Origin of the sequence: Bacillus sp. BML-BC051, assembly GCF_019656175.1 — a bacterium.
Lineage (GTDB): Bacteria > Bacillota > Bacilli > Bacillales > Bacillaceae_G > Bacillus_A > Bacillus_A mobilis.
The window spans coordinates 1-26,517 of the sequence record NZ_BPLI01000078.1 but is presented as its reverse complement, the minus strand read 5'-3'; the positions used below and the strand labels follow the sequence as shown (position 1 = coordinate 26,517).

Here is a 26,517-nt window from a genome sequence, read left to right as displayed (position 1 = left end):
CCCCATTAATTTTGTAAGATAGCTTTTCTAGCTAATTCATCAGCTACTTTATTTTGACTACTTGGAATCCACTTAATAAAAAAGAAATCGAAACTTTTTATGTACTGTAATGCTTCCTCTAATAGTGGTGCAAACATTTTGTTTTTTGCGTATTCTTTTTCGACAGCTCGCTCGACAAGTTGCGAATCTGTACGAAAAGAGACAATGTTATAATTATGCTCCGTGCAATATTTTAATGCAGCAAGTAAAGCGTGGTATTCTGCTTCATGATTGGACATTGTCCCAAGGGGCAATGATAATTGTACAGCTGGTTGCACCCCTTTAATAAATACGCCTGCACCAGAAGGACCAGGATTTCCTTTTGATGCACCATCAATATATACTTCAATCAAAATGAGAAACCTCCAAATGATAAGATGATCCCCTACTTATATGTTTCCTTTTAAGTAGGGGATAGAGTAACTTAGCCGATTGTAATACTATAACGACATGTAAATGTTTCATTCGCTTGTAAAGATTGAATTCCTTTTTTTTCCTTGAAATCTTTTGCTGGATTTACTTCATCAGCAATCCCGTACCAAGGTTCAATACATAAGAAAGGTGCGTTTTCCCCTGGTGTCCATACGCCGACAAATGGGAACCCGTCAAATTCTACTTTTACAAATTTATTATGTTTATGAGAACGAATAGAGATTTCATCCGTATTCATATTTTCAAAAATAAGTGCATCATTTTTGAATAAATCGTATGTAAGTGGTAATTCATTCGTATTTTCAGCGATTAATTGCTTTTTGCTTGAAAGGTAAGGTCCTTCTAATACGCTTGTTTCTAAGCGTTCAGAACCATTAAATGATAAATGATAATCTGTAAATGATTCGCCCTCTAATAAGGGGAAGTTGAACCCAGGATGTGCTCCGATTGAGAAGAACATCTCTTTTGAAGCAGGGTTATTTACTTCATATGTTACATGGACGATTTGTCCGTCTAGCTCATAAGAAACGAGTAATTCAAATTCGTATGGGTATTTTTTTAATGTTTCTTCATTACTAGTAACAATATAAGTGATGTTCGTTTCACTTTGTTCTTTCACAGAGAATGTAAGATCACGAGCAAAGCCGTGTTGTGTTAAAGAATATGGTTTACCATCTACGTAGTATGTATTATCTACTAATCGGCCGACAATTGGGAATAAAATTGGTGCGCGGCGCCCCCAATAAGTAGAATCGCCTTGCCATAAATATTCAGTGTTATCTTCTTTTAAGCGAACGCTTTGTAATTCTGCACCTTTGTCAGAAATGGAAACGATCACTTTTTCATTTTGAATTGTTGCTGTCATGAAGTGAAACCTCCTAAAACTTTCATATGTTTTATTATACGTTGTCTAAAAGAAAAAAGGTAGTTAATGATAGGAATCTATTGACGAAAGAGTGTGTATTGCGTAGAATATAATCTTGTTGCTTAAAAAACGAATAACGTGGTTCGAAACCATCCCACGTAAAAAAACTAAGGAGATTTTGTCATGAATATTAGAACATTAGTCGGTAATGGTATTTTAGCGGCATTATATATTGCTGTTTCTATGCTTATTCAGCCATTTGGCTTTACGAATGTACAGTTTCGTATTTCAGAGATGTTTAATCATCTTGTTGTATTTAATAAGAAAGCAATTTACGGAATTGTATTAGGTGTATTTTTAACAAATCTCTTTTTCTCACCAATGATCGCTTACGATTTAGTATTTGGAGTAGGGCAATCTATTCTTGCATTAGTTGCAACGATTATTTCTATGCGATTTATTAAAGGTGTTTGGGCTCGTATGATTTTTAATACAGTTATTTTTACAATTACAATGTTTATGATTGCAATTGAACTTCATCTTGCATTGGGTTTACCATTTATGTTGTCTTGGTTAACATGTGCAGTCGGTGAATTTGTTGTCATGGCGATCGGTATGCCTGTCATGTACTGGATTAATAAACGAGTACAATTTGAAAGATTTATGCAATAGATGAAAGAGCTATTCCTAAAGGGATAGCTCTTTTTGTATGTAATCACATTGAATATAATGCTGTGACTCTTGATACAATATAATAAAATAAAGTGAGGCTTTCATTAGCTGGCTACATATAAGAAGTCTTATATAAGGGGAATCTAGTATGAAATATAAAATTCATTGGTTGTATAAAACAAAGCGAGGTTTGCAGACGGAATTAACGACAGATTATATGAACATAGAAGATGTACTACAATTTGCAGATGATTTCGAGAAAACAGGAAGAGTGAAAGAACTATCATTTTATGATGAAATGGATGCAGAATGGTCATTAAAGGAAATGAAAAAGCTGAGTAAACAAGTGGAGGAAGAGCCCCAAGAAATACTCGTTTATTTTGATGGCGGTTATGATGTACAGACGAAAGAAGCTGGAGTAGGTATATGTGTATACTATAAAAAAGGAAATACAAAATACCGAATTCGCCGTAATGCATATATAGAAGGTATATATGATAATAATGAAGCGGAATATGCATCATTACTATATGGTATGAATATACTCGAGGAATTCGGAATTAAGTATGAAGCAGTTACACTTCGCGGCGATTCTCAAGTTGTACTGCAGCAATTGGCTGGAGAATGGCCTTGTTATGATGAGCATTTAAATCATTACTTAGATCAAATTGAACAAAAAGCGAAGCAAATGAAGTTAAAACTTGTATGTGAACCGATATCTAGAAAACAAAATAAAGAAGCGCATCAATTAGCTACGCAAGCATTAGAAGGAACCGTCATTGACAGTCATAAAGAAATAACCGAATAGAGAGGTGCAAAGGTGGATAAAAAGCAACTCATTACAGAGGTAAATGACTTATTAGAAACGTATTGTGAAGGGTGTTTCTTGCGAGAACATAATCGAAAGACAAATAGTAAGTATTACGCTCATTCCTTTTGTATCAGGCAATGTACAGTTGGAGAAACATTGAAAAAGTATGGAGAACAGTTGTCATGAAAAAACATCCAGAGAAAGTTCTCTGGATGTTTTTTAGTGTCTAGCTTCGTTTAGTTGATGCTCGCATTTGCTTAATTTTTTTTCTTCATTCATTAAAAATGGCTCATCTAAATCTGTTGCCACAGATTTCATAATCTCAAGCTGAGAGCGAGCGGCTTCTACAGCAGTAGTAGCATGCTCTAATGTATCTGGATCCATTGAAATTGTCGCTGATCCTACCATTTTTTGTGCTGTTTCTACACGGAATTTTACTTCTTCAAAATCATTTACTTCTGATCCCATTATTACTTCCTCCTTTGTATATTGCGCATTTCACATAGTTTTTGCTCTGTAAAACGGAAATATACAAAGGAATAACAAAGGAGGTTACCAAGTAAGGTAACCTCCTGTTATATGTTGGATTAAAGTTTTACTACGTTAGCAGCTTGAGGTCCGCGGTTTCCTTCAGTAATATCGAAAGATACTTCTTGACCTTCTTCTAAAGCTTTGTAGCCGTCACCTTGAATAGCAGAGAAATGTACGAATACATCGTCAGCGCCTTCCATTTCGATAAATCCAAAACCTTTTTCGTTGTTAAACCATTTTACTTTTCCTTGCATGTTACAATTCCTCCTAAAAACATTTGCTTTTTTCATTTAGTGAAATTCATTTGAAAGATAATATAAACTAAAAATGCTATAATCTTGAATATTCTGCTAAATGATTAATTTAAATATACACGAATTGGTAGAAATTAGTCAAGTAAGCGATTTTATTTTTTTGTATTTTTAAATAATTTTCCAGCCGAATTTTTAAATAGGTATAGGACAGGCCGAGTATGTAATATTCTTAATTGAATGCTATACATAATGAGGTGAAAGAATGAATGAGTCTTATTTATTAGATAATGAAGGAATGAGAACGAGAACGGACATACCAAATTGGGTTACAAAAGAATTTCAAAATTTTTCGAGTGTCGTGCTAGAACCAACTTTCCCGTGTTATTTCGGCTTAACAGCTTTAAAAAAGAATGAACTTCGTTATTCATTTCTTTCTCATAATAATTGGAGTCATTTGCCACATACAATGTTATCTTTTTTAGAGTTAATGAAAGAGCGCCCAATTGTAAGAAGAGGATTCTTTCTTTTTGTGGAACCGGAATGTGAGGAACAATCACTAGAATATTATCGTGAGTACTTTTGGAAAGTACTACAATATTTACATGAAAACGATGATCAAATATGGCCGAAGCAAATTCCTGAAGACCCAGACCATTACTTATGGGAATTTTCATTTGGTGGGGAACCGATATTCGCATTTGGAAATGCACCAGCTTATAAACAACGAAAAACGAGACATTTAGGAAATTCTCTCGTTATTGGGTTTCAACCACGCACTATCTTTGATGGATTAGAAGGAGATCGTCCTAAAGGGGCATATTCAAGACAAACGGTCCGGGAGCGAGTTGAAAAGTGGGATCAGTTGCCGAAGCATCCTAATATTAGTCATTATGGTGATCCAGATCATCGGGAATGGAAACAATATTTCATTGGAGACGATGTAGAGCCGATAAAAGGAAAATGTCCTTTTCTTCATAAGTTAGAAAAGTAAGAGCCATCAACCGGATGGCTCTTTTGCATATTTTGGATAAAAAAGGGTATTTTAGTAGTGAATATTTTGATGAAAGCTAGTCTATTTTTAATTATTACATCATTACTTAATAGTAAAGGAAGTAGAAAGGATAGAGCGATGTTTGGAGCGATTATACAACAAATTGTATTAGGTATTTCGTTAGCTGCGCCGGTAGGTCCGATTAATATTGAAATGTTAAAACGAGGAATTGAACGAGGTTTTTGGCATGCGTGGGTTGTTGGAATTGGTGGAATGACTGCAGATATTTTGTTTATGCTTCTCATTTATTTCGGTTTATCTTCTGTGTTTATGTATACATATGTACAAGCTTTTATGTATTGCACAGGGTTTTTCTTATTATTTTATTTAGGATTTCAAAGTGTAAAACAAGGAATTTCCCACACGAATATGGAATATAAAAAGGAAGAGGTAGGTGGCCTTAAACAATCGTTTATGGCAGGTTTTTTAATTGCGATATCCAATCCATTAAATCTTGTTTTTTGGTTTGGTATATACGGAAGTACACTTAGCTCATTGCTTACGAAAGTAACGAAACAAGAAGCCTTTTTGTACAGTCTTTGTATTATCGTTGGCATTATTTTGTGGAATTTAAATATCGCTTTTTCTGTCCATTTTGGCAGAACTTTATTAAAGCAAAAAGCACTTGGCTATATAACAGCCGGAGCAGGTATTATTTTAGTAGGATATTCTATCCATTTTGCATACAAAGCTTTACAGTTGTTCACATAAGATTGAAGGGGAGATTTTTATGTATCGAACCACTATTGACGGAAAAGAAATTATTATTACGTTAGCACCAAAAATCCGAAAAGAAATTACTGATAGGAATCCACTATATGAAGCGGTATTTCATAATGCAGCAAGATTACTACAAACAAAGCAACCGACGTTTGCGGTAAATCATGAAATATTTGGGCTCATTATTGGAGAGGTTCAAAGAGGAGAAGTAACAGTGTTTGCGGTGGAACATATTATTCCAAAGCAAAATATATTTGGATCGAACAATTTTTTCTCGACAATAGAGCAGCAGGCAAATTTGTAAAGTGAATAGAATAAAATAAAAAATAAAAGAAATAGTCGTAACGATATGTTGCGGCTGTTTTTTTGGAAAAGGGGGAAGGAAGATGAAGAGAGTGGGGAAAGAGTTCTTTTTACAACATGATATCGTTATTATGTATAGTATTTTATTTATTTTCATCATTATTTTAAAAATGCAATTTTTCACATGGATCGGTGTGTTGGCGTGTTTGTTTGGAATTGTTTTTTATACGCTTAACGAATATATGACACATCGGTTTTTATTTCACTTAAAACCGCCTAAAAACGTATTTTTATTAAAAATGTTAAGAAGATTACATTATGATCATCACGTGTATCCAGATGATTTAAAACTTTTATTTTTGCCAGTATGGTTTAGCATACCTAGCTTTACTATATATTTACTTATATCATACGCTATAGCAAAAAGTGTTACTATTACACTTTCATTTGGAATCGGAATGATTATTATGCTTCTCGTTTATGAATGGAAACATTATATTGCACATAAGCCAATTCGTCCCGTCACTAAGTTTGGAAGATGGCTCAAAAAACAGCACATATTACACCATTATAAAAATGAAAAGTTTTGGTTTGGTGTTTCAAATCCAGTATTCGATTTCATATTTGGAACGCTTAAAGATGGAAAAGACGTTGAATTAAGCGAAACAGCTCGTAATTTAGAAAAAGAGAAAAAGACAAAAGTAGTGCGATAAGCACTACTTTTTTTATCCGGATATTTGCAGGGCGACAAAACTCCCGCCTAACTTCCTGTAGAAGTTTGACTGGTATGAGATTGAAGTACGTGAATTTTATGTTGAAAAAGTATATTAAAAACTTAGGGGAAAATGCCGAAAAATGTCTATCGAAAAATCTTTGCAGGAATGTATGGATTGTCTAAAATGGAAATAAGTTTCTGAATATTTATAAAATTTAGTCTTTGGGTATACAAGGGGGAATTGTATTTCTAGTAAGAGAGGGGATTAGAGAATGAAACGAGATGATACGTCAGCACGTAAGTTACAAAATGAGGTCAATTATACAGAGGTTGTTCAGTCAGAAGAATTTCAATTGCTATTAAATACGAAAAAGAAGTTTATCATTCCGATGAGTATTTTCTTTTTAAGCTTTTTTATTGCACTACCTATTTTAACATCGTATTCAAAGGTGCTCAATACACCAGCATTTGGGGATGTTACGTGGGCATGGGTGTTTGCATTTGCACAATTTATCATGACTTGGTCATTATGTATGATTTATAGCAAAAAAGCAGAATCCTTTGATAAAATCTCACAAAACATTCTGCAAGATATGCAAAAAGGGAGGGGCTGACTTTGAATGTAACCGCATTTGCACTATTTTTAATCATCGTTCTTGGTACATTAGTCATAACTTATTTTGCATCGAAAAAAACGAAAAATGCGAGTGAGTTTTATACAGCGGGAGGAGGATTAACTGGTTGGCAAAATGGTCTGGCTATTGCAGGAGATTATATGTCTGCTGCGTCTTTTCTTGGTATAGCCGGAGCGATCGCGTTAACTGGTTTTGATGGGTTCTTTTATAGTATTGGTTTCTTAGTTGCTTACTTAGTTGTATTATATTTAGTTGCAGAGCCACTTCGAAATTTAGGGAAGTACACGTTAGCAGATATGATTGCGGCGCGTTTTGATGCGAAAAAAGTTCGCGGCGTTGCAGCGCTTAATACGATGACGATTTCAATTTTTTATATGATTGCACAATTAGTTGGGGCTGGTGCACTTATTAAATTATTATTAGGGATCGAATATACGACATCCGTTTTAATCGTTGGTACATTAATGACAGTGTACGTTATATTTGGCGGAATGACTGCGACGAGCTGGGTACAAATTGTTAAGGCTGTATTACTTATGGCTGGTACATTTATTATTTCTGTTATCGTTTTCTCAAAATTTAATTTTAGTGTGACTGAAATGTTCGCTCAAATGAAAACAGCTACACCATTAAAAGATTCATTTTTAAACCCAGGAGTAAAGTATAAAGATGGTCTTGATACACTTTCTTTAAATTTAGGACTAGTCCTTGGTACTGCTGGATTACCACATATTCTTGTTCGCTTTTTTACAGTACGTGATGCAAAAACAGCACGTCAATCTGTTGTATACGCTACATGGTTAATTGGCGCATTTTATATTATGACAATTTTCTTAGGATTTGGGGCAGCGGCATTTGTAGGGAATGAGGCGATTATTAAAGCGAATCCTGCTGGTAATATGGCAGCACCTTTATTAGCGAAAGCGTTAGGTGGAGATTTCTTATTTGCTTTCGTATCAGCTATTGCCTTTGCAACGATCTTGGCTGTAGTGGCGGGACTTGTATTAACAGCCGCATCAGCATTTGCACATGATTTTTATAATGAAATCATTCGCAAAGGGAAATCAACGGAAAAAGAGCAAGTGTCAATGGCTCGCTATGCGTCTATTGGAGTAGCGGTATTATCCATTATACTAGCGTTATTTGCTCAAACATTGAATGTAGCATTTTTAGTTTCATTAGCATTTGCAGTTGCAGCGAGTGCAAATCTACCAGTTATATTATTCACAATATATTGGAAGCGTTTCAATACAACAGGTGCTATCTCTGGTATGATTGTTGGTCTTGTATCAGCAATTGTTCTCGTAGCGTTAAGTCCAAATGTTTGGAACCCTGTAGCTGGAAAAGCTATATTTGTTGGGGAAGCGATTTTCCCATATACGACACCTGGAATTATTTCAATTCCGCTTGGATTCCTTGCTGCATATTTAGGAACCGTGTTATCTAGTAAGAAAGAAGATGCAGCGAAATTTGATGAGATTCTTGTGAAATCTAATACTGGTCATGGTATTAGTGATGCATCTTCCCATTAAAAAGAGAAGGGCTTTTCGATATATAAGAAAAGCTCTTTTTTTCTTGTAAATATTACTGTAGTGTAAGTAGGATTTTGTCTTAATTTTGTGGAATGAAAATAAGTAGGGAGAAAATTAAATCATCATGGCACCAGCGCAGCTTTTGTGAAAAATAAGTTGTTATGGAAGGTGGAAGAAATGATGAAAACGAAACAGACTGATGAATTATTAGCAAAAGATGAGCAATATGTTTGGCACGGAATGCGTCCCTTTAGTCCAAATAGTACAATGGTAGGGGCAAAAGCAGAAGGGTGCTGGGTTGAAGATATACAAGGAAAACGATATTTAGATGGTATGAGCGGTCTTTGGTGTGTGAATAGTGGATATGGAAGAAAAGAGCTTGCAGAGGCGGCTTATAAGCAATTACAAACATTATCATACTTTCCGATGTCACAATCGCATGAACCGGCTATAAAGCTTGCTGAAAAATTAAATGAGTGGCTTGGAGGAGAGTATGTTATTTTCTTCTCTAATAGTGGTTCGGAAGCGAACGAAACAGCTTTTAAAATAGCAAGGCAATACTATGCGCAAAAAGGTGAACCGCATCGTTATAAATTTATGTCACGTTACCGCGGGTATCATGGAAATACAATGGCTACGATGGCAGCGACGGGACAAGCGCAGCGTAGATATCAATATGAGCCATTTGCTTCAGGATTTTTACATGTAACGCCGCCAGATTGTTATCGTATGCCTGGAATAGAAGCAGAGAACATTTATGATGTAGAATGTGTAAAAGAAGTAGATCGTGTTATGACATGGGAATTAAGTGAAACGATTGCAGCTTTTATTATGGAACCAATTATTACGGGCGGAGGCATATTAATGCCGCCACAAGACTATATGAAAGCTATTCATGAAACGTGTCAAAAACACGGTGCATTGCTCATTAGCGATGAAGTAATTTGCGGTTTCGGACGTACAGGAAAAGCATTTGGATTTATGAATTATGATGTAAAGCCTGATATTATTACGATGGCAAAAGGGATTACGAGTGCATATTTACCGTTATCAGCGACAGCTGTGAAAAAAGAAATATATGAAGCATTTAAAGGGAAGGGAGAATATGAATTCTTCCGTCATATTAATACATTTGGTGGAAATCCTGCAGCTTGTGCATTAGCACTTAAAAACTTAGAGATTATGGAAAATGAAAATTTAATTGAGCGATCTGCACAAATGGGTTCGCTTTTATTAGAGCAATTAAAAGAAGAAATTGGAGAACATCCACTTGTTGGGAATATTAGAGGAAAAGGTCTACTAGTTGGAATTGAACTAGTAAATGATAAAGAGATGAAAGAGCCAATTGATAACGACAAAATTGCAAGTGTTGTAAATGCTTGTAAAGAAAAAGGCTTAATTATAGGACGAAACGGTATGACAACAGCAGGATATAATAACGTCATAACATTAGCGCCACCACTTGTTATTTCAAGTGAAGAAATTGCCTTTGTTGTTGGGACGTTGAAGACAGCAATGGAACGTATTTAATGAATCGAGCGAGCTGTAATATACAGCTCGCTTTTGTTTATTATGTGAAATATGATAAATTTTCAAAGGGAGGGGAATTTATTATGAAGAAATATGATCCTAGTCAACATTATCACATCGGATATTATGAAGATGGATATGATTTAGAAGTGACGGCGTACAAAAGAACAAATGAACCAGTTTGGGATGCTTATATTCCGCACTATGAAGCAGGCGATTTTTATAAGAAAGTGGAGAAAATGAAGCTAGGTGAATATGTAGATGATTACGGCATTATGGTGTATTCATTTAGTAATGATATGGATGATGAAGAAGCACGAATTATGTTTGAAAATTGGTTAAAAACGAACGGAATTGTGTAAAGATAAAATGAAAAAAGAGCTTACTATCTTATAAGATAGTAAGCTCTTTTTATTGTAGAAAGCTTATTTACTTGCTTTCATTGCTTTATCTTTTGCACCAAAAGTGTATTTTAACATTGGTGGTGTAATCATTGTAGTTAAAATAACGACAATAACGATAGCTGTAAAGTAATCTTGTGCTAGTAGACCTGAAGAAAGTCCTGTTCCTGCGATGATAAGTGCAACTTCACCACGAGAAACCATTCCAGAACCGATAATTGCAGAAGACTTAGCGTCAAATCCAGTCATTCGTGCACCTAAGCCACAACCAATTAGTTTCGTTAATACAGCGATTACTGTTAATGCTAAGATGAACCAAATTTGATTACCAATACCGTCAAATGTAATATTCATACCGATACTTACGAAGAATACTGGAACGAACATAGCGTAAGCGATTGGTTCTACTTTCTTTTCTACTTCATGTTTGTAGTTCGTTTGAGAAATAGCGATACCAGCTGCGAAAGCACCGATAATACCCGCAATTCCTAATAATTCACCGAAATATGCGAATGAGAAACAGATGATAAGAGCCGCGCTCACGATAGACTCAGATACGCGCAGTGGTGATAACCAGCGCATGATTGCAGGTACACCTTTCCATCCGATTAAAATAATAGAAGCGAAGAATACAACTTTCTTCAAGATAACCATTGTTAAGTTAACATCGTCTGTACCTAAGAAGCTCATTGCAAATGCTAATAAAATAACAACAAGAATGTCATCAAATACAGCCGCGCCCAGCATAGTTGTACTTTCACGTGTTTTCATCTTTCCTAAATCACGAAGTGTTTGTACGGAAATACTAACACTTGTCGCACATAGAAGTAATCCTAAAAATACAGCATTTCCTTGTTCCATCCCCATAACAAGACCAGAAACGTAACCACCTACGAATGGTAGAACGATACCTCCCAGTGCAACTGCTAAAGAAGAATTACGATTTGCGTTTAATTCCTCTAAGTCTGTTTCAAGACCAGCCATAAACATTAAAAGAATAACACCGACATTACTTAATTGTGTTAGAAGCTCTGAATTTTCAATCCAACCTAATATAGCTGGACCGATAACGATACCGACAATTAATTTACCTAGTACAGAAGGTTGACCTAGTCTAACACTAAGATCACCAGCAAGCTTTGTACTTAATAAAATAAGTGCAATTTGAAAGAAAAATTCGAAATCCATCGGATCCTCTCCTCATCATTTTTATTTTTATCTTACGATTTCTCGGAATTTGCCTAATGAAAATATGTAAAACCCATTAAACAAAGGGTCTGATTACAAGTTCTTTTGAACTCGTAATTTGAACCTGTAATTAATATATAATAGATTTTATAAAAAATCAATGGAAAAATGGGAGCTTTTTTAGAGAGAGACTGTGTTATTGGGGATATACATATAAGAGTAGTGTGTGAATTTTTATATGTATGAAATAGTATGAAGTCCTGTTTCATTACAAATAATAAAGCCTAAATGCTATTTCACGAATTATAAATGTGAAAGGGAGGGCCTATCCTTTGAATTCATTAAAGAAAAACTTGTCTATTGTTGCTTTAGGTGGAGTAAATGAAATAGGGAAAAATATGTATGCTATTCAATATGAAAATGATATTGTCGTTATTGATTGTGGATCTAAATTTCCAGATGAAAGTTTATTAGGAATTGATTTAATAATTCCAGACATCACATACTTACAAGAAAATAAAGAAAAAATTCGCGGGTTAGTCGTGACACATGGACATGAGGACCATATTGGTGGAATACCATATTTTTTAAAACAACTAAACGTACCAATCTACGCGACGAAGTTAACGTTAGGTTTAATTGAAATTAAATTAAAAGAGCATAATCTTCAAAATGATACAGAATTAATTGTTATTCACGCTGAATCAGAAATCGATCTCGGTTCTATTAAGACGACATTTTTTAAAACGAATCATAGTATTCCAGATTGTCTCGGTATTGTGTTTCATACACGAGAAGGTACTGTAGTGCATACCGGGGATTTTAAATTTGATTTAACACCAGTAAATAACCAACATCCTGATATTCATAAAATGGCTAAAATAGGTAGTGAGGGTGTACTAGCTTTACTATCTGAAAGTACAAATGCAGAACGACCAGGTTTTACTCCATCAGAAAGATCAGTAGGAGAACGAATAGAAGAAATATTTATGAAAGCAAATAGAAAAGTAATTATTTCTACATTTGCTTCTAATGTGAATCGTGTTCAGCAAATAGTTGAAGCTTGCATAAAAACAAATCGAAAATTGGCTTTGCTCGGGAGAAGTATGGTAAATGTAGTAGAAGTTGCTCTAGAGAAAGGGTATTTGCATATTCCAGACGGCATGTTAATTGAAGCGAGTGAAGTAAATCGTTTAGATCCAAAGCAGGTAGCGATACTTTGTACAGGAAGTCAAGGAGAACCGATGGCAGCTTTAGCGCGTTTAGCCAGTGGAAACTATAGACAAGTTGATGTTTTGCCAGAAGACACGGTTATTATAGCCGCGACTCCGATTCCAGGAAATGAACGTAACGTTTCAAGAATTATAGATAATTTATTTGCTTTAGGAGCAAAAGTAATTTATGGATCAGGTAGTTCTACTGGAGTTCATGTATCTGGTCATGCGTATCAAGAAGAATTGAAATTAATGCTCACTTTAATGAAACCTAAATATTTTATTCCAATTCATGGAGAGTTTAGAATGCTACATCACCATAGTTTGTTAGCAGAATCAATTGGTGTTGAAAAAGAAAATATCTTTATCGTTCGTAATGGAGGTGTTGTAGATATAAGTAATGAAGTGGCCATTCAATCTAGAAAAATACAGGCAGGAAATATATATGTAGATGGATTAGGAATAGGTGATGTTGGAAATGCCTTATTACGTGATCGAAAACAACTTTCAGAAGATGGAATGCTCGTAATAGTTATTACCTTTAATAAAGTGGACGGAGAAATTATTTCCGGTCCTGATATGATATCTCGTGGATTTGTCTATGTTCGTGATTCAGAAGAATTTTTGAAGGAATTAAATAAATTAGCTGTTATTACGATTAATAATTTAAAGAAAGAAAATGTGAATAGCTGGGGTATTTTGAAAAGAGAAGTAAGAGAAGCTTTAGGGAAGTTTATATATACTAACACGAAAAGAAAACCGATGATTCTTCCTATAATAATAGAGGTTTAAGATTTAATAAAAAGAATTCTCGTAGGGGAATTCTTTTTTGTTTTGAAGACAGAATGAACATATAATGAAATAAATAGAAATGGAAGGAAATAAGAGATGTTATTAAATAAACGTTTTACAATTGGAGAAATGGCAAAAATGCATAATATAGCAGAATCTACATTACGTTATTATGATGAAAAAGGTATCTTTCATCCGTCTACTGTAGATCCGCAAACGAATTATCGTTATTACACAATCGATCAATTTTCACTATTAGATACGATTAAATTTTTACGCCAATTAAATATTCCATTAAAGGAAATTAAGAAATATATTGATGAAAGAAATCCAGCATATGCACTCAATTTATTGGAAAAACAACAAGAAATGATGTTGAAAAAACAAAGAGAAATTGAGTATGCTTTGGCGAAAATGGAGCATAAAATTCATTTAATTAAGGAAGCAACAAAAGCAAAAGCTGAACAAATGGTAATTAAAGAAATCCCGCAGAGGAAAATTACAGCCATTGCTGTTGCCCCAAATACGACAGATGATATGTTTGAGTACTATATTCATTCGCTGCAAAAAAATATGAGACAAATGGATGATAGCTTATTTTCTGGAGATATCGGTGTAACAGTTGCGAAAAAAGGATTAATGCAAAATGAGTTTCAAGCATATAGTAGTGTTTTCATTCTTTTAGATTACATGCCTTTTCAAGTACATAGCTCAGATGAAATTAAAGAAGGTATGTTTGCCTGTGTATATCATCACGGCCCATATGAAGAAACGGATGAAACATATAAGAAATTAATGAAATATATTGATCAAGAAGGATACGAAGTAAGTGGAGATGCAATTGAGATTGCATTGATTGATTGGTCTGTAACAGAAAATCCAGAGGAGCAAGTAACTGAAATTCAAATTCCTATCATGAAAAAACAAAGCAATAAGATGTAGAACTCGTATCATTACAAATTGACATCAAACAGAATAATTAAGTTACCTATTTTTCAAATTCTCTATTGACCTTCAAGTAACTTTAAGGTTTAAACTGTGAACAGAGCATTGAAAAAAGGAGCATTTATATGATGGAAGCAACAGAAAAATTAAGAGAAAAACCGATAAAAAGTTTATTTATTTCTTATTTAATACCAGCCATTCTAGGAATGGTATTAATGTCAGTTAATATCGTGATTGATGCGGTTATGATTAGTAGGGGAGTTGGAGCAAACGGTTTAGCTGGAGTAAACGTGGCTATTCCAGCCTTTTCAATTTTCTTTTCTATTTCATTATGGATTGGAATGGGCGGGGCAACGTTATACTCCATTGCACTAGGTGAAAATAAAGTAGAAAGAGCAAGGTCTATTTTTACGCAATCCATAACAGTAGCAGTAATTATCGTAGGTGTGTTAGCAGCGATTTGTTTATGGAGAATAGAAGATTTAGCATACTTATTCGGTGCAAACGAAGTGATTTTACCGTATGCGTTAGACTACTTACACGTATTATTAATGTTTGGAATGATATACGTGTTAGAAAATATTTTAAGTACATTTATACGAAATGATGGAAATCCTAATTTAGCAATGGCAGGTCTAGTTGTAACGGCTGTATTAAATATAGTATTTGACTATATCTTTATATTCATCTTTGGATGGGGCGTAACAGGTGCTGCTTCAGCGACTATTCTTTCGGCAGCGATTGGTTTCCTTGTATTATTATCTCATTTCTTTAGGAAAAGTAGTATTTTAAAATGGACGAAATTCCATTTTGAGTGGGATACAGTTAAACAAATTATGATAATCGGTTTCCCGAGCTTTACAGCAGAAAGTACAGTAGCGATTGTAACGATTGGTTTTAATATTGCATTCGTTCAATATGCAGGAGAAGTTGGAGTCGCTTCTTATGCGATGGTGAATAGTATTCATGCGATGACATTACTACTATTCTTCGGTGTTGGAGCAGCATTACAACCGATCGCTAGTTTCCATTACGGCGCAAATTTGTCAGAGAGATTGCGCGAAGGATTAAAGTTCGCTGTAAAAATTGCGGTAGTACTTGGTGGTATTGCAATAATTGTCGGATTATTCTTCGGGAAATATATTATTGGTCTATTTGATGTCCAATCTCCAGAGTTATTGGAGTTAACATTAACGGGTATTAGCTTGTTCTTTATCCAATATGTATTTTTAGGCTATAACATTGTGTATGGAGAGTACTTCCAATCCGTGCGACAAACGACAAAATCAGTGCTTATTATAATGAGCCGAGGGTTATTATTTATTATTCCATTATTATGGATTATGCCAAAATTATTTGGGATAAATGGAATTTGGCTCGTTATGCCAGTAGCTGAAGTATTGACAGCGATTATCGTATTTACGATGAATCGTATGAAACATCCTGTTCCATTAAATATGGCGGGAGAGAAAGAAGCGATATAATGAAGAAAATCCCCTTAAGAAATTAAGGGGATTTTCTATTCTTTTAAACTAATCGCAAAAGATCCATCTGTTTCTTGAACAGACGCGAAAGCAACGCTTTTAATATTAGTGATGCCCTTTTCTTTTAATTCTTTATATAACCATTTTTCGTCTTTATGAATTAACTTTAAGTTATCGTATTGAATTTGCGAATCAACGATAAGGGCAATTGGTAATCCGGCATACGTAACATCTATGTTCAAATCTTTTGGAGTTAATGGTACAAGCTCACGCTTTGGTAAAATACTAATGGCTCCGTTTGCTTCTAAAATAGCGTATTCAATTTCATGAACACTTGGGTATCCTGCGACGCGAAGGTTAGAAAGTAGTTCAGCAATTGGATATCTACTTTTTTGTAAGTTCTCAAAAATAATGTCACCATGTTTAATTAAAATGATAGGATGTCCGAGAATGAAACGATTTAGTTTGTTTAGTAAGCTTAATTTTGTAAGAAGCAAATGCAAACATGTAATAACGACCATACCGAGAAAAGCTTGCAAAGCACCAGAGACTGGTATGGCCTGAAAAGCTAAATAAGATAAAAAGATAATAGCACCAAAATCATGAGGAGTTAGTTGTGCTAAAGCTGACTTACCGAGCATCTTAAGTGATAGTAAAAATAAGATGAAAAAGAACGATACGTTACATAAAAAGAGAAGCAATAGGGACACTCCTTCGTGCAAAGTTGTACTTACTGTTCCCGAAAGAAATATAAATATTACTTTCCGGAGGATAAATTAGGGTGAATTGGAATTTGTCTGTATACAAACAAATAAATGGATATTATCATGAAAGAAGCAAAGAACTTAGGAGTATATGGATATGAAAAAGAAAAAAATTATTAAGTATATGATAGGAATTATAATGGTTTGCGCCGTTTATGCGGGATTTTTACAATATAACATATATAAGCATGGGCAAATGAATGCTACCTACGATGCGGATTATATAATTGTATTAGGCTCGAAAGTAAACGGAACGACACCATCGTACTCATTGCAATATCGTATTGATGAAGCAGCTGAATATTTACAATCACATGAGAAAACGATTGCTATAGTATCTGGAGGGAAAGGAAAAGGGGAAGATATTTCAGAGGCATTAGCAATGAAGAATGGATTAATGAAACAAAAAATTGCAGAAGACCGCATTATAATGGAAGATAAATCAACGAGTACAGATGAGAATATTAAATTCTCAAAACCGTTAATTCCAGACAATATGAAAAAAGGAATGATCGTAACAAACGATTTCCATATGTTTAGAGCGAAAAAAATAGCAGCAAAACAAGGGTTACAATTAGAAGGTCTTCCGGCCGAAACACCGAAGCGAATTGTCATTCCATCGAATATACGAGAGTATTTAGCCATTACGCAATATTGGTTTATGAATCGAATATAGAAAAAATAATCCCGCCTCGAAATCCAGGCGGGATTATTTTTGATGAAAATCTTACAAAGATGTCATGTTTATGAAAGGTAAAGCGATAGTTTCTAGAATGGATTCCTGACATAATGAAGATAACAAAAACATTTAGAGGTGAATCGGATGAAAGGAAATAATATATTATCTTCACTATGTTACTTTAGTATCTTTTTTGCACCATTTTTACTGCCAATTATCGTGTACTTCGTTGCGGAGGATGAAGTGAAATACCACGCGAAAAAAGCATTTTGGTCACATATTTTCCCGTATGCGATTTTATTTGGTGGCTTAGCAGTATCCGGCATATATGGCTTAAGCTTCAATCAATCGGATGGTGCTGGAATTGGAATGATGATCACATATGCGGTGTTCATACTTGTAGGGATTTATTACTTCATTTGGAATATCGTAAAAGGTATTAAAGTTTTGAAAACAGCGTAATAAGAAAAGAAATAATTTGGTGTGAGTTTGCCGTTATTTGTCGGCAAGTCGATATCCCTTGTCGAATCGTCGATATATTCGAAAGATCGTTGATATATTTAAAGTATTGTCGATATAATTTCATTTACCGTATTGATAGACGTTTTAAAAAGAGCAATTCAAAAAGAATTGCTCTTTTTGTGCTTATAAGTTGTGAATATTGAAAAAGATATGTTAATTTTTCATTATGAAGAGAAAAAAGGAGTGTTTTTCATGAATGAGATTATACATAAAATGGAGCAACACGTTTCAGTTCGTAAATATAAAGAAGAATCAATCTCGAAAGATGTAGTAGAAAGAATGGTACAAGCTGCGCAGCATGCCGCTTCCTCACATTTTGTACAGGCGTATTCTGTTATATATGTAACAGATCAAGACCTAAAGGCTAAACTAGCAGAGTTATCCGGAAATCGTCACGTGAAAGACTGCGCAGCATTCTTTGTTTGTTGTGCGGATTTAAAACGACTTGAAATGGCATGTGAACAGCATGGTACAGAAATAAAGCATGAAGGAGCAGAAGATTTTATCGTTGCGACGGTAGATGCTTCACTTTTCGCGCAAAATTTAGCACTAGCAGCAGAATCGTTAGGATACGGTATTTGTTATATTGGTGGTATTCGTAATAATCCGAGGGAAGTAAGTGAATTGCTTCGTTTACCAGATAAAGTATACCCTGTATTCGGAATGACAGTTGGTGTACCAGATGAAGATCATGGAGTGAAACCACGTTTACCAGTAGCAGCAATCCTTCATGAAAATGGGTATGATGAAAAGAAATATGATGAATTATTAAACGAATACGATGAAACGATGAGTTCGTATTACAAAGAAAGATCATCAAATAAGAAAAACGTAACATGGACGGAATCAATGAGTTCATTTATGTCTAAAGAAAAAAGAATGCATATGAACGAGTTTTTAAGTGAAAAAGGATTTAATAAGAAATGAGTAAAAAGGCGGACCTGCATGTAGGTCTGCCTTTTTTGGAGGAGAAATAGGATTATCTTCGAATAAGTATAGGGGGAGGGGATACTATGAAAAAAGCTTTAATCTTTTTATTTGATGGATTTGCGGAATTTGAAGTGAATATAGCGAGTTTATTTTTGATAAGTAAGGAATTTGAAATAATAACAGCAACTGTAGACGGAAAAACAGTTACAGGAGAAGGTGGATTTTTGTGTCAACCACATGTCTCTATTGAGCATATTGAAGTAGCAGACTATGAAGTGTTTATTGTACCAGGTGGACATATTTTTGATCATTTAGAAAATGAAAAGTTGTTATCTATCGTGAACGAATTACATAAGCAAAATAAATGGATAGCAGGTATTTGTGCAGGGACATCTTTACTGCATGCATCAGGAGTACTTAATAAGAAGAAATTCTCAACATCATTAACACGAGATGAAAAACAATTAGCGCATTTACATGAATGGGAATATAAACAAAATAAAGATGTAACCGTTGATGGAAAAATAATAACAGCGGTAGGATCTGCGTACGTTGAATTTGCTACTGAAATAATGAAGCAGCTCAATTTATTTAATGAAGCTGAAGCGAAGGAGAACTTGCAATACTTTAAAAATGTAACAGAGGTTTGTGATGAAACGTTAGTATAAGTGAATAATTTAATTGTTAATACCTAAGTTCAGAATGTAGATACTCCTTTCTGAACTTAGGTATTTTATTTGTTATCATTATACATAGAAATAAAAATTAAGAAATTTTTACAAAAGTGATAGAAAATGAGAATGAAATACCAATAGTAAGTAAAGGCAGCTGCTAAAGGGGAATTGAGGAAGGAAGATGTTTATGATTTTCGATTCTGAAGAGGATTTAATTATAGCTATGAAAAAACGTGATCAAGATGCTTTGAAAGAAGTAATTGATCAATATGGAAAGTTAATTTTATACATTATTCATAAATCATTAAGTACCCCTATGGAGAAACAATATGTGGATGATTGTTATAACGATGTATTTACTGTCATTTGGTTTCATATCGAACAATTTGATACAGAAAAGGGAAACTTAAAATCTTGGATGATTGGTATTACTAAATTAAAGGCATTGGAATATAAAAAGAAAATATATAAAGAGAATAAAATCGATAAAGACGTAGAAATAGATACAGGTATTCATGATAGGTATGAAATAGAACAAGAAGAAGAGATTATGGAAATAGTTCAAGATTTAAATAAGAAAGATCGATATCTCTTTTTGAAGAGGTATATTGATGGATATTCCATTGACGATATTGCGAAAGAATTAAAAGTGACGGCGGATTATATATACAATCGAATTTCTCGTGGGAAGAAAAAAATTCAAAAACTGTGGAAAGGGAGTGTGTAATATGGATAAAAGATTATTATCTATGTTAAATGAGCTCCAATATTCAGAGGAAGAAATTGCACGTTTAGAGCAAGAAGCGAATGAGTCTATAAATGTAGATAAGTATTATGTGAAAAACGGGGAATTATTGAAGAAATTAACGGTGCAAATGTTGGAAGAATCAGTTCGGAAAGAGTTACAAGAAGGAGAAGAAATCGAGTGTGAAATATTAGTGGAAGAAGGAGGATTTGTTAATTCTAAAGTTATACCGAATATATTCACGGCAGGTGCTACTTTTTATTATTACATTGTTTTAACTAATACAAGGTTACAAATTGTAGCGTTAGATTGTTATTTTAAAAAGTTGAATGAATACAATGTACTAATAAACTCAATTCAAGCAGTTTCGCAACATAAAAAAATGAAAAATGTATATGGAATTAAAATAAATAACAATTATATACAATTAGGAAGTGAAGAGTATAATCAAAAATTAACAATTTTAATTGAAAAACTAAAACAATATGGAGTGAAAGAAGAGAGATATAAGGAATTTGAAAAACGTTGGATGATTTTTTTCAATGTCTTTGTAATAGTAATAGGTGGGATTTTAGTTTTAAAATATTTAATGTGAATATAAAAAGCGGCATAATAGCCGCTTTTTATCGTTTAGTTAGTATTTTATTTATGATTTTGTAGCTCTAAAATATGTTTTTTTTTGATGTAGACTACTCCACCGCACGTAATAATATAAAGCATCTATTATCTTGAAAAACGTACTTATAACAAATGCAAACTTTCAATAAGAAGATACATACCGGTGCAACTCAAAAGGATGTACGTAAATATTTTAAAAATCCGTTGATTGAGCCATTTAAAAATAATTTGTCCTATATACAAACCTAGAAATACGATAGGGATAGCATAAAAACTTGATTCCCAAATTGTTTTGTTTGTGCCAGTAAAGAGTATTTGAGTTAGTAGACTAATGAAATATATAAATAGATAAAAAGCTAAAGTGGTTGCTCTTAATTTCTCTTTTTTCGTATCAGTTCCTGTAAAGTAAAGTAACAGGGGTGGTCCTGGCATACCGATACTTGTCGTTAAAAGACCAGATAATCCGCCAACTATGAAATCTCTAGATTTTGTTGATTGAATCTTAAAGTTGCATATTAGCATCAACGTTAATAGTAAGAGTAGGATGCTAATTGCTAATTTAAATGTGTTGATGTTAATAGAAGTGAAAATGATAATACCAAAAGGAACACCAACTATACTGCCGAAAATTAATCTTTTCAGTAGAATAAAATCAATGTCCATTCTTATTTTCCAGATGAGTGATATGGAAATAATTAATGATAAAATGATATTTATTTGTATAGCTTCTTGTGGTAGAAATAGCATGAGTAAGAAAGGTGTTGCCATAATAGAAAAGCCAAAACCTGTACTTGTTTGTAAAATAGAAGCTACTAATATAATACATATGAAAATGAATATAATCTCCAAAATAGCCCTCCTACATAATCAGATCCAATACATATTTTAACATAAAGTGAAACTTTAATCAGTGAGGGCTTACTGTCCTTTAATACGGGGAAAAAGCGGCTAAATAGCCGCTTTTTATGTTGCAGTTAATATTCCAATGATGACCCGGTAGCTTTAAAATATTTTTCTCGTGAAGGGGTCATTACCCGGATTGCTAATAAGCAGGAAAGGAAAAGAATGAGTAACGAGCTACTGATTACAGTAATTTGAACGGAAAGAAATTGTGCGGATGCTCCAATTGCTAAAATGAAAAAGATTTGGATGAAATTTTTTATGGAATCAAACACGCTATCGATACGTCCTATCATATGTACAGGGATGTTATTTTGATAAAATGTGATAAAGCCAGTACCAGCAAATGATGAAGAAATGCCAAGTAAAATGAAACCGCCTGCCGCGACCATAAATGAATTTGAAAAGGCAAAAATTATATAGCCTATTGCTGTGAAAATCATACCGAATCCGATACAATGCTGAATTGGTAATCGTTTGGCAAAGAGAGAGACAAGAAATGAACCGAAAACGTAAGCAGCACCAGTTATACTAACAAGCATGCTATATTCCATGTCGGATAAAAACAGTACTTGATTTGTGAAAACAACTTCTTGTGAATCGAGTGCCATAGAAACAAGCATAGTAGCTTGAAATAAAATGAATATGAGAATGATGTAAGTTTCCGTTCGAGCGAATGAAAAAACTTGTTTCAAATCACTTCGTAATGTTTGTACGAAAGTATTTGCAACCTCTTCGTTTTGCTTTGTTTGTAGTGTAATGTTTGGCAAGAAGTAAATGAGAATGGTAGAAAGTAGAAATGAAAGTGAGTTGCAGTAAATAACAAAGGATGCTGAGTACGTGGTGAGAAGTATTCCAGCAAGGGCTGGACCGATAATAAAAGCACCGCTTGTACAAAAGTTATTCCAAGCGTTGAATTGAGTGCGTTCTTCAGCTCGTATGAGCATTGTTCTATAAGAAAATGAAGCTGGATCGAAAAATGATGTGGCAATACGAGTCAAAAAGATAAAAATATAAATGGCCCAAATAGAATCAAATAGTGGAATACAGCCAATAAGAGCTGCTCGAATTATATCTGTGATGAGCATAATGGACCGTTTGTTTAATCGATCGACTATACTACCAGACCATATTTTTGTAACAACGGTTGCAATTGGACCTACAATCCATAATCCTGCTACAGCAGCAGGGGAATTTGTGCTATTTAACACCATTAAATTGAGAGCGATGAGATACATAAAATCACCTAAACGAGAAATTCCTGTTCCCGATAATAATAATAATTTATTTTTCATGAGCAGCTGGACCTTTCTTTCATTGTTTTTTAATCTTGCAGGAAATAGCGTATTCCTCTTCGGAGTTTGATTGACGAGCGGTTTTGTTTTCCCAGCGTAATAAAACTTGTGAAACTTCCCAAGTAAGCTGTTGTAATTCCTCTGGAGTTAAAAATAAATGAGATACAATATGACTGCCTGTATTCGTTCCTTCTGTGCCGCTTTCTTCAATATAGAAATGAGCAGATTTTGCCTTATAATATTTTTCAATAATTCCTCGTTTTTCTTTCGTGTTTACTAATTCAAGTAACCCTCCATCATATAAAATTTGAACGTGATAATGTACGCTACCAGCAGATTTATTTAGTTTAGTAGCTACTTGCTTTGCAGTGAGTGCTTCGTCTTTTAAAAGATGAAGAATTTGAATGCGAGTTGCATTGGAAATGAGCTTCTGCTGCTCAGCTGAAATAGTAAGTCTATCGTCAAACATTATGGCATCTCCTTTCTTATAATCTAAATTTATTGTACATTCTAAAAAATTAGAACGTAAGGGAAATAAATCGCCTTTTTCCTTTAAATTTCGACATAAATAAAAATAGCATGTACATAAACATGCTATTAAGTGATAGTAGATTCTTCATTAAGTTTCCCTCGATAAAACAAGAACAGCCATATAAAACTCATAAAAATACAGCATATAGCTAACAAGGTACCAATAACTTGTGGAGAAAGAACTTCTAAAAGCCATCCTGTAAAAAACATTGATAACTGAATAAGAGATCCGTAAATGGAATAATGGAATGAAAAAACTTTACCCATCATATTGTCCTTCGTGTAAGTTTGAAGTAATGTCGTATCAAGTGGAACGATGATTCCTCCCGCTATGCGCATACAGAATAGAGTAATGATACCGATAATAAGTTGATCGGACAAAATGAATCCGAGAAAGAAAATTCCTTGTAGGAAGTAGGCCCAGCCAAATGCTTTTTTCATTCTTTCTTTATTATGAGATATATAAAGATTAACGAGGAGACTACCCATCATAAGCCCAGCCCCTTGAACCGTATATAAAATTCCAATGTTAGTGCTGAAAATTCTTTCGGCATAGATCGTTAGAAGTAGCTGATAAGCGCCTCCGATAATGCCCCATGAAATGCCGACAAGAATTAATGTTAAAATGATTTTTGTTTGTAATATGTATGTATAACCATCTTTTATATCAGTAAAAAATGCTTTTTTCTTGCTACAATTATCATGAGAAGGGACACTCATATTATAAATAAAATAGGCTGAAATACAGTATGACAGGCTGTTGATTAAAAAAGCGAACTCAATATGTAAAGATTGTGCAAGGATTCCGCCTAAAGAAGCCCCCATAATAGACATAAAACCATTCATTATACTAGAAAGAGAGTTAGCAGTTACGAAATGGTTTTGGTGTACGATATTTTTTAAGGTTGCTTGTTTAGCCGGCTCAAATAAACAAGAAAGTACGGATAAACATATATTAGAAATGAAAATAATTTCAATTTCATATAGTGCAAATAAGTAAGTAAGGACGATTATGCCTCGTAAAATATCGGTAAAAATCAGAATCTTCTTTTTAGAAAAACGATCTACAATCCCGCCTATGAAAGGACTAAGCAGAAGTTGAGGCAATCCTTTACTTATAAAAGTGAGTGCGATCATAAACGGAGATCCCGTTATGCTATAGATGAATGTTAATAAAGCTACAGTATGAAACCAATCTCCAAGTACACTTAATGTTTGAGCGTAAAATAGTTTTTTGAAGTTTTTGTTTGTTTTTAGAAGTGTTGAATAAGAAACTGACATAACGAGATTAATCTTTATGTAATGATGATGCTTGAACTTGTTTTTTCCACTCACTTACATACACTTTTTCCGCTGTAGGGAGTCCAACAGGTAATTGTGCAATCAATTCTAAACTATTTCCGTCAGGATCGTTAAAGTATACGGCGGCATGCGCTAATTCTGGAAAAACAATCGGTTCAATTGGTTCCATTCCGAAATCTTTTCGTGCTGAAATACCTTTTTGATTTAGCCAATGAATCGCATTTTCTAAATCATGTAAGCTTACTTGAAAGGCGATGTGTCGTAAAGAGGGATGATAATTAACTTTGTATTCTGTGCCTTCCCAAAGACCGAGCCAACTTTCATTTTCTTTAATCCAAAAGAAAGCAATATCATCTCCTCTTTTATATAATTTCAGTCCAAGTGATTCATAAAAAGGTATTGATATCTCTAGGTTACGGACAGGTAAATGTGCTTCGTAAAGACCTTTAATCATTGTAATCCTCCTTAGTAAAGTATTTCTTAATTTCATAGTAAACGTTTTTTTATTAGTTAAAATCGCAAAAAAGAGGGATATCACTTCATACGAAAGTATGAAAAAACAGCTCAAATATGAGCTGTTTTCGTATAGTTTTTCGTTCATTTGTTAAGGATAGGATATATTAGTATCCGAATCCGCCGCCACCCCAACAGCTACATCCGATGATGATTAGAAGGATGAATAGTACGATAAGCAAAGCAAATCCACCGCCGAAACCAGCGCAACTTCCACCAAAGCTCATATGTTTTCCTCCTTTTGAGAAAGTTAATCTATATAATTCATGGACTACTATATACAGTATGTTTTTTTATGGAAAAGGAGCCAGTCTCTTTTGTAATTAGACAAACGCCTGTATGGTCATTTTGATTGTATGTTTGGCTAGGGATATGTGAAGAAATCGTTACATATTTTGCGATTTGTTCATGGGAAAATATAAAAATTGTAAAAAAAACCATTTTTATATTTTTTTATGAGAGGATTTGTACTATAATTTTACAAGTAATATTATGGGAAAAGGGAGTTTTAGTAAAGAGATGGAGATGGGAAAATTACACAATAAAATAGAAAACAAAAAGAAAGAGTTAATTCAACTCGTTGCTAGGCACGGATTGGAACATGATAAAGTTTTGTTATTTAGCCGAGATTTAGATATACTTATTAATAAGTTTATGAATGTAAAAGATAAAGTACATAAATAAATAATTTGTAGTTTTTTATATTAAGATATTGCACAAAAAGGAGAGAACAGTATTTGGAACATTTACAAGAAGAGTTATATAAGCAAATAAAAGAAGAAAAAGGTATTGTTACAATATTTTTAAAGAGTGGCGTTAGAATAGTAGGAGAAGTTGTTGCGATAGACAAATTTACTATTTTAATGTTAGTTGATGGAAAACAACAACTGATTTATAAGCAGGCTGTATCAACGATAATGAAATAAGACA

34 protein-coding genes and 1 riboswitch are annotated in these 26,517 nt (G+C 33.8%); of the genes, 22 read left to right on the top strand and 12 right to left on the bottom strand.

Going from position 1 to position 26,517, the window contains the following annotated elements; all coding sequences use genetic code 11:
* Positions 1–5: 5 nt before the first annotated feature.
* The gene (locus K5S59_RS26105; RefSeq protein WP_120449771.1) at positions 6–392 is read right to left on the bottom strand and encodes a reverse transcriptase-like protein; all 387 of its coding nucleotides are present in this window, start codon (positions 390–392) and stop codon (positions 6–8) included.
* A gap of 71 nt (positions 393–463) precedes the next feature.
* Positions 464–1,336: an aldose 1-epimerase family protein gene (locus tag K5S59_RS26100; RefSeq protein WP_000127421.1), complete on the bottom strand. Its 873-nt coding sequence runs from the start codon at positions 1,334–1,336 to the stop codon at positions 464–466.
* A 132-nt stretch (positions 1,337–1,468) separates the two neighbouring features.
* Positions 1,469–1,513, top strand: a riboswitch (PreQ1 riboswitch).
* A gap of 6 nt (positions 1,514–1,519) precedes the next feature.
* On the opposite strand from K5S59_RS26100, the gene K5S59_RS26095 reads away from it, so the two are divergent.
* The 3 genes from K5S59_RS26095 to K5S59_RS26085 all read left to right on the top strand — a co-directional run bounded on the left by K5S59_RS26095 (position 1,520) and on the right by K5S59_RS26085 (position 3,005).
* Positions 1,520–2,008 (top strand): QueT transporter family protein, encoded by a 489-nt coding sequence (locus K5S59_RS26095; RefSeq protein WP_001026476.1) that lies wholly within the window; start codon positions 1,520–1,522, stop codon positions 2,006–2,008.
* A 148-nt stretch (positions 2,009–2,156) separates the two neighbouring features.
* Complete coding sequence (locus K5S59_RS26090; protein WP_000875526.1) at positions 2,157–2,816, top strand: ribonuclease H family protein; 660 nt, start codon at positions 2,157–2,159, stop codon at positions 2,814–2,816.
* 12 nt (positions 2,817–2,828) lie between these two features.
* Entirely contained in the window at positions 2,829–3,005 is a 177-nt protein-coding gene (locus tag K5S59_RS26085) for a zinc-finger domain-containing protein (RefSeq protein WP_000358801.1), read from the top strand.
* A 33-nt stretch (positions 3,006–3,038) separates the two neighbouring features.
* On the opposite strand, the gene K5S59_RS26080 is transcribed toward K5S59_RS26085, so the two are convergent.
* Both K5S59_RS26080 and cspB read right to left on the bottom strand, forming a co-directional pair.
* Positions 3,039–3,287 (bottom strand): DUF2564 family protein, encoded by a 249-nt coding sequence (locus K5S59_RS26080; RefSeq protein WP_000534395.1) that lies wholly within the window; start codon positions 3,285–3,287, stop codon positions 3,039–3,041.
* Between the two features lie 119 nt (positions 3,288–3,406).
* A complete protein-coding gene (cspB, locus tag K5S59_RS26075) occupies positions 3,407–3,604 on the bottom strand; it encodes a cold shock-like protein CspB (protein ID WP_001161731.1) in 198 nt (65 codons plus the stop codon).
* Positions 3,605–3,866: 262 nt separating this feature from the next.
* Between cspB and K5S59_RS26070 the strand changes: the two genes are divergently transcribed.
* The 8 genes from K5S59_RS26070 to K5S59_RS26035 all read left to right on the top strand — a co-directional run bounded on the left by K5S59_RS26070 (position 3,867) and on the right by K5S59_RS26035 (position 10,452).
* The gene (locus K5S59_RS26070; protein WP_098259041.1) at positions 3,867–4,595 is read left to right on the top strand and encodes a YqcI/YcgG family protein; all 729 of its coding nucleotides are present in this window, start codon (positions 3,867–3,869) and stop codon (positions 4,593–4,595) included.
* A 138-nt stretch (positions 4,596–4,733) separates the two neighbouring features.
* Positions 4,734–5,366 (top strand): LysE family transporter, encoded by a 633-nt coding sequence (locus tag K5S59_RS26065; RefSeq protein ID WP_000466561.1) that lies wholly within the window; start codon positions 4,734–4,736, stop codon positions 5,364–5,366.
* 19 nt (positions 5,367–5,385) lie between these two features.
* Positions 5,386–5,679: a hypothetical protein gene (locus K5S59_RS26060; RefSeq protein ID WP_000286363.1), complete on the top strand. Its 294-nt coding sequence runs from the start codon at positions 5,386–5,388 to the stop codon at positions 5,677–5,679.
* An 82-nt stretch (positions 5,680–5,761) separates the two neighbouring features.
* Positions 5,762–6,391 carry a sterol desaturase family protein gene (locus tag K5S59_RS26055; RefSeq protein ID WP_000832145.1) on the top strand — a complete coding sequence of 210 codons (630 nt, stop codon included), beginning with the start codon at positions 5,762–5,764 and terminating at the stop codon, positions 6,389–6,391.
* Between the two features lie 274 nt (positions 6,392–6,665).
* Complete coding sequence (locus K5S59_RS26050) at positions 6,666–7,007, top strand: DUF485 domain-containing protein (RefSeq protein WP_000817368.1); 342 nt, start codon at positions 6,666–6,668, stop codon at positions 7,005–7,007.
* Between the two features lie 2 nt (positions 7,008–7,009).
* The gene (locus tag K5S59_RS26045; RefSeq protein WP_001103251.1) at positions 7,010–8,560 is read left to right on the top strand and encodes a solute symporter family protein; all 1,551 of its coding nucleotides are present in this window, start codon (positions 7,010–7,012) and stop codon (positions 8,558–8,560) included.
* Between the two features lie 180 nt (positions 8,561–8,740).
* Positions 8,741–10,090, top strand: coding sequence for an aspartate aminotransferase family protein (locus K5S59_RS26040; protein ID WP_120449773.1), 1,350 nt, complete (start codon positions 8,741–8,743; stop codon positions 10,088–10,090).
* Positions 10,090–10,452: a DUF3986 family protein gene (locus K5S59_RS26035; RefSeq protein ID WP_236078347.1), complete on the top strand. Its 363-nt coding sequence runs from the start codon at positions 10,090–10,092 to the stop codon at positions 10,450–10,452. The genes K5S59_RS26040 and K5S59_RS26035 overlap by 1 nt, the downstream gene beginning before the upstream one ends.
* A 63-nt stretch (positions 10,453–10,515) precedes the next feature.
* Here the strand turns inward: K5S59_RS26035 and K5S59_RS26030 are convergent, their stop codons facing one another.
* Positions 10,516–11,679, bottom strand: coding sequence for a cation:proton antiporter (locus K5S59_RS26030; RefSeq protein WP_098873124.1), 1,164 nt, complete (start codon positions 11,677–11,679; stop codon positions 10,516–10,518).
* A gap of 332 nt (positions 11,680–12,011) precedes the next feature.
* On the opposite strand from K5S59_RS26030, the gene K5S59_RS26025 reads away from it, so the two are divergent.
* From K5S59_RS26025 to K5S59_RS26015, 3 genes are all read left to right on the top strand, one after another.
* Positions 12,012–13,685 carry a ribonuclease J gene (locus K5S59_RS26025; RefSeq protein WP_098873125.1) on the top strand — a complete coding sequence of 558 codons (1,674 nt, stop codon included), beginning with the start codon at positions 12,012–12,014 and terminating at the stop codon, positions 13,683–13,685.
* A gap of 96 nt (positions 13,686–13,781) precedes the next feature.
* Positions 13,782–14,627, top strand: coding sequence for a MerR family transcriptional regulator (locus K5S59_RS26020; protein WP_098259034.1), 846 nt, complete (start codon positions 13,782–13,784; stop codon positions 14,625–14,627).
* A gap of 131 nt (positions 14,628–14,758) precedes the next feature.
* Positions 14,759–16,114, top strand: a complete 1,356-nt coding sequence (locus K5S59_RS26015) for an MATE family efflux transporter (RefSeq protein ID WP_033656309.1) — start codon at positions 14,759–14,761, stop codon at positions 16,112–16,114.
* Between the two features lie 35 nt (positions 16,115–16,149).
* Here K5S59_RS26015 and K5S59_RS26010 read toward each other — a convergent pair whose 3' ends face one another.
* On the bottom strand, positions 16,150–16,815 hold the full coding sequence (locus K5S59_RS26010; RefSeq protein WP_000923941.1) for a DUF421 domain-containing protein: 666 nt from the start codon (positions 16,813–16,815) through the stop codon (positions 16,150–16,152).
* A 160-nt stretch (positions 16,816–16,975) separates the two neighbouring features.
* Here K5S59_RS26010 and K5S59_RS26005 point away from each other — a divergent pair, with 160 nt between their 5' ends.
* From K5S59_RS26005 to K5S59_RS25980, 6 genes are all read left to right on the top strand, one after another.
* Complete coding sequence (locus K5S59_RS26005; protein ID WP_000727384.1) at positions 16,976–17,554, top strand: YdcF family protein; 579 nt, start codon at positions 16,976–16,978, stop codon at positions 17,552–17,554.
* A gap of 147 nt (positions 17,555–17,701) precedes the next feature.
* The gene (locus K5S59_RS26000) at positions 17,702–18,019 is read left to right on the top strand and encodes a magnetosome magnetite crystal formation protein family (RefSeq protein ID WP_000678044.1); all 318 of its coding nucleotides are present in this window, start codon (positions 17,702–17,704) and stop codon (positions 18,017–18,019) included.
* A 252-nt stretch (positions 18,020–18,271) separates the two neighbouring features.
* Entirely contained in the window at positions 18,272–19,006 is a 735-nt protein-coding gene (nfsA, locus tag K5S59_RS25995) for an oxygen-insensitive NADPH nitroreductase (protein ID WP_001002411.1), read from the top strand.
* Between the two features lie 86 nt (positions 19,007–19,092).
* Complete coding sequence (locus K5S59_RS25990) at positions 19,093–19,677, top strand: DJ-1/PfpI family protein (RefSeq protein ID WP_000709441.1); 585 nt, start codon at positions 19,093–19,095, stop codon at positions 19,675–19,677.
* Positions 19,678–19,864: 187 nt separating this feature from the next.
* On the top strand, positions 19,865–20,410 hold the full coding sequence (locus K5S59_RS25985; RefSeq protein ID WP_212981785.1) for a sigma-70 family RNA polymerase sigma factor: 546 nt from the start codon (positions 19,865–19,867) through the stop codon (positions 20,408–20,410).
* Between the two features lies 1 nt (position 20,411).
* Positions 20,412–21,023 (top strand): hypothetical protein, encoded by a 612-nt coding sequence (locus K5S59_RS25980; RefSeq protein WP_000361345.1) that lies wholly within the window; start codon positions 20,412–20,414, stop codon positions 21,021–21,023.
* A 146-nt stretch (positions 21,024–21,169) separates the two neighbouring features.
* Here K5S59_RS25980 and K5S59_RS25975 read toward each other — a convergent pair whose 3' ends face one another.
* The 6 genes from K5S59_RS25975 to K5S59_RS25950 form a co-directional block, all read right to left on the bottom strand.
* Positions 21,170–21,895, bottom strand: coding sequence for a sulfite exporter TauE/SafE family protein (locus K5S59_RS25975; RefSeq protein WP_098259031.1), 726 nt, complete (start codon positions 21,893–21,895; stop codon positions 21,170–21,172).
* Positions 21,896–22,020: 125 nt separating this feature from the next.
* On the bottom strand, positions 22,021–23,241 hold the full coding sequence (locus K5S59_RS25970) for an MFS transporter (RefSeq protein ID WP_120449777.1): 1,221 nt from the start codon (positions 23,239–23,241) through the stop codon (positions 22,021–22,023).
* A gap of 19 nt (positions 23,242–23,260) precedes the next feature.
* The gene (locus tag K5S59_RS25965; protein ID WP_087958197.1) at positions 23,261–23,710 is read right to left on the bottom strand and encodes an ArsR/SmtB family transcription factor; all 450 of its coding nucleotides are present in this window, start codon (positions 23,708–23,710) and stop codon (positions 23,261–23,263) included.
* 128 nt (positions 23,711–23,838) lie between these two features.
* Positions 23,839–25,053 (bottom strand): MFS transporter, encoded by a 1,215-nt coding sequence (locus K5S59_RS25960; protein ID WP_120451084.1) that lies wholly within the window; start codon positions 25,051–25,053, stop codon positions 23,839–23,841.
* Between the two features lie 7 nt (positions 25,054–25,060).
* Positions 25,061–25,528, bottom strand: coding sequence for a VOC family protein (locus K5S59_RS25955; RefSeq protein ID WP_000589696.1), 468 nt, complete (start codon positions 25,526–25,528; stop codon positions 25,061–25,063).
* Between the two features lie 166 nt (positions 25,529–25,694).
* Positions 25,695–25,814, bottom strand: coding sequence for a YjcZ family sporulation protein (locus tag K5S59_RS25950; RefSeq protein WP_000007804.1), 120 nt, complete (start codon positions 25,812–25,814; stop codon positions 25,695–25,697).
* A gap of 238 nt (positions 25,815–26,052) precedes the next feature.
* Here K5S59_RS25950 and K5S59_RS25945 point away from each other — a divergent pair, with 238 nt between their 5' ends.
* Positions 26,053–26,271 carry an aspartyl-phosphate phosphatase Spo0E family protein gene (locus tag K5S59_RS25945; RefSeq protein WP_033656016.1) on the top strand — a complete coding sequence of 73 codons (219 nt, stop codon included), beginning with the start codon at positions 26,053–26,055 and terminating at the stop codon, positions 26,269–26,271.
* A gap of 53 nt (positions 26,272–26,324) precedes the next feature.
* Positions 26,325–26,513, top strand: coding sequence for an RNA chaperone Hfq (gene hfq / locus K5S59_RS25940; RefSeq protein ID WP_000400659.1), 189 nt, complete (start codon positions 26,325–26,327; stop codon positions 26,511–26,513).
* Positions 26,514–26,517 lie beyond the last annotated feature (4 nt).

Excerpts from the sequence above, each read along its gene's own strand:
- K5S59_RS26100 (WP_000127421.1), bottom strand. The coding sequence starts at position 1,336 with ATGACAGCAACAATTCAAAATGAAAAAGTGATCGTTTCCATTTCTGAC.
- K5S59_RS26095 (WP_001026476.1), top strand. The coding sequence starts at position 1,520 with ATGAATATTAGAACATTAGTCGGTAATGGTATTTTAGCGGCATTATAT.
- K5S59_RS26090 (WP_000875526.1), top strand. The coding sequence starts at position 2,157 with ATGAAATATAAAATTCATTGGTTGTATAAAACAAAGCGAGGTTTGCAG.
- K5S59_RS26080 (WP_000534395.1), bottom strand. The coding sequence starts at position 3,287 with ATGGGATCAGAAGTAAATGATTTTGAAGAAGTAAAATTCCGTGTAGAA.
- cspB (WP_001161731.1), bottom strand. The coding sequence starts at position 3,604 with ATGCAAGGAAAAGTAAAATGGTTTAACAACGAAAAAGGTTTTGGATTT.
- K5S59_RS26070 (WP_098259041.1), top strand. The coding sequence starts at position 3,867 with ATGAATGAGTCTTATTTATTAGATAATGAAGGAATGAGAACGAGAACG.
- K5S59_RS26065 (WP_000466561.1), top strand. The coding sequence starts at position 4,734 with ATGTTTGGAGCGATTATACAACAAATTGTATTAGGTATTTCGTTAGCT.
- K5S59_RS26060 (WP_000286363.1), top strand. The coding sequence starts at position 5,386 with ATGTATCGAACCACTATTGACGGAAAAGAAATTATTATTACGTTAGCA.
- K5S59_RS26055 (WP_000832145.1), top strand. The coding sequence starts at position 5,762 with ATGAAGAGAGTGGGGAAAGAGTTCTTTTTACAACATGATATCGTTATT.
- K5S59_RS26050 (WP_000817368.1), top strand. The coding sequence starts at position 6,666 with ATGAAACGAGATGATACGTCAGCACGTAAGTTACAAAATGAGGTCAAT.
- K5S59_RS26040 (WP_120449773.1), top strand. The coding sequence starts at position 8,741 with ATGAAAACGAAACAGACTGATGAATTATTAGCAAAAGATGAGCAATAT.
- K5S59_RS26035 (WP_236078347.1), top strand. The coding sequence starts at position 10,090 with ATGAATCGAGCGAGCTGTAATATACAGCTCGCTTTTGTTTATTATGTG.
- K5S59_RS26030 (WP_098873124.1), bottom strand. The coding sequence starts at position 11,679 with ATGGATTTCGAATTTTTCTTTCAAATTGCACTTATTTTATTAAGTACA.
- K5S59_RS26020 (WP_098259034.1), top strand. The coding sequence starts at position 13,782 with ATGTTATTAAATAAACGTTTTACAATTGGAGAAATGGCAAAAATGCAT.
- K5S59_RS26015 (WP_033656309.1), top strand. The coding sequence starts at position 14,759 with ATGGAAGCAACAGAAAAATTAAGAGAAAAACCGATAAAAAGTTTATTT.
- K5S59_RS26005 (WP_000727384.1), top strand. The coding sequence starts at position 16,976 with ATGAAAAAGAAAAAAATTATTAAGTATATGATAGGAATTATAATGGTT.
- K5S59_RS26000 (WP_000678044.1), top strand. The coding sequence starts at position 17,702 with ATGAAAGGAAATAATATATTATCTTCACTATGTTACTTTAGTATCTTT.
- nfsA (WP_001002411.1), top strand. The coding sequence starts at position 18,272 with ATGAATGAGATTATACATAAAATGGAGCAACACGTTTCAGTTCGTAAA.
- K5S59_RS25990 (WP_000709441.1), top strand. The coding sequence starts at position 19,093 with ATGAAAAAAGCTTTAATCTTTTTATTTGATGGATTTGCGGAATTTGAA.
- K5S59_RS25985 (WP_212981785.1), top strand. The coding sequence starts at position 19,865 with ATGTTTATGATTTTCGATTCTGAAGAGGATTTAATTATAGCTATGAAA.
- K5S59_RS25980 (WP_000361345.1), top strand. The coding sequence starts at position 20,412 with ATGGATAAAAGATTATTATCTATGTTAAATGAGCTCCAATATTCAGAG.
- K5S59_RS25970 (WP_120449777.1), bottom strand. The coding sequence starts at position 23,241 with ATGAAAAATAAATTATTATTATTATCGGGAACAGGAATTTCTCGTTTA.
- K5S59_RS25965 (WP_087958197.1), bottom strand. The coding sequence starts at position 23,710 with ATGTTTGACGATAGACTTACTATTTCAGCTGAGCAGCAGAAGCTCATT.
- K5S59_RS25960 (WP_120451084.1), bottom strand. The coding sequence starts at position 25,053 with ATGTCAGTTTCTTATTCAACACTTCTAAAAACAAACAAAAACTTCAAA.
- K5S59_RS25955 (WP_000589696.1), bottom strand. The coding sequence starts at position 25,528 with ATGATTAAAGGTCTTTACGAAGCACATTTACCTGTCCGTAACCTAGAG.
- K5S59_RS25950 (WP_000007804.1), bottom strand. The coding sequence starts at position 25,814 with ATGAGCTTTGGTGGAAGTTGCGCTGGTTTCGGCGGTGGATTTGCTTTG.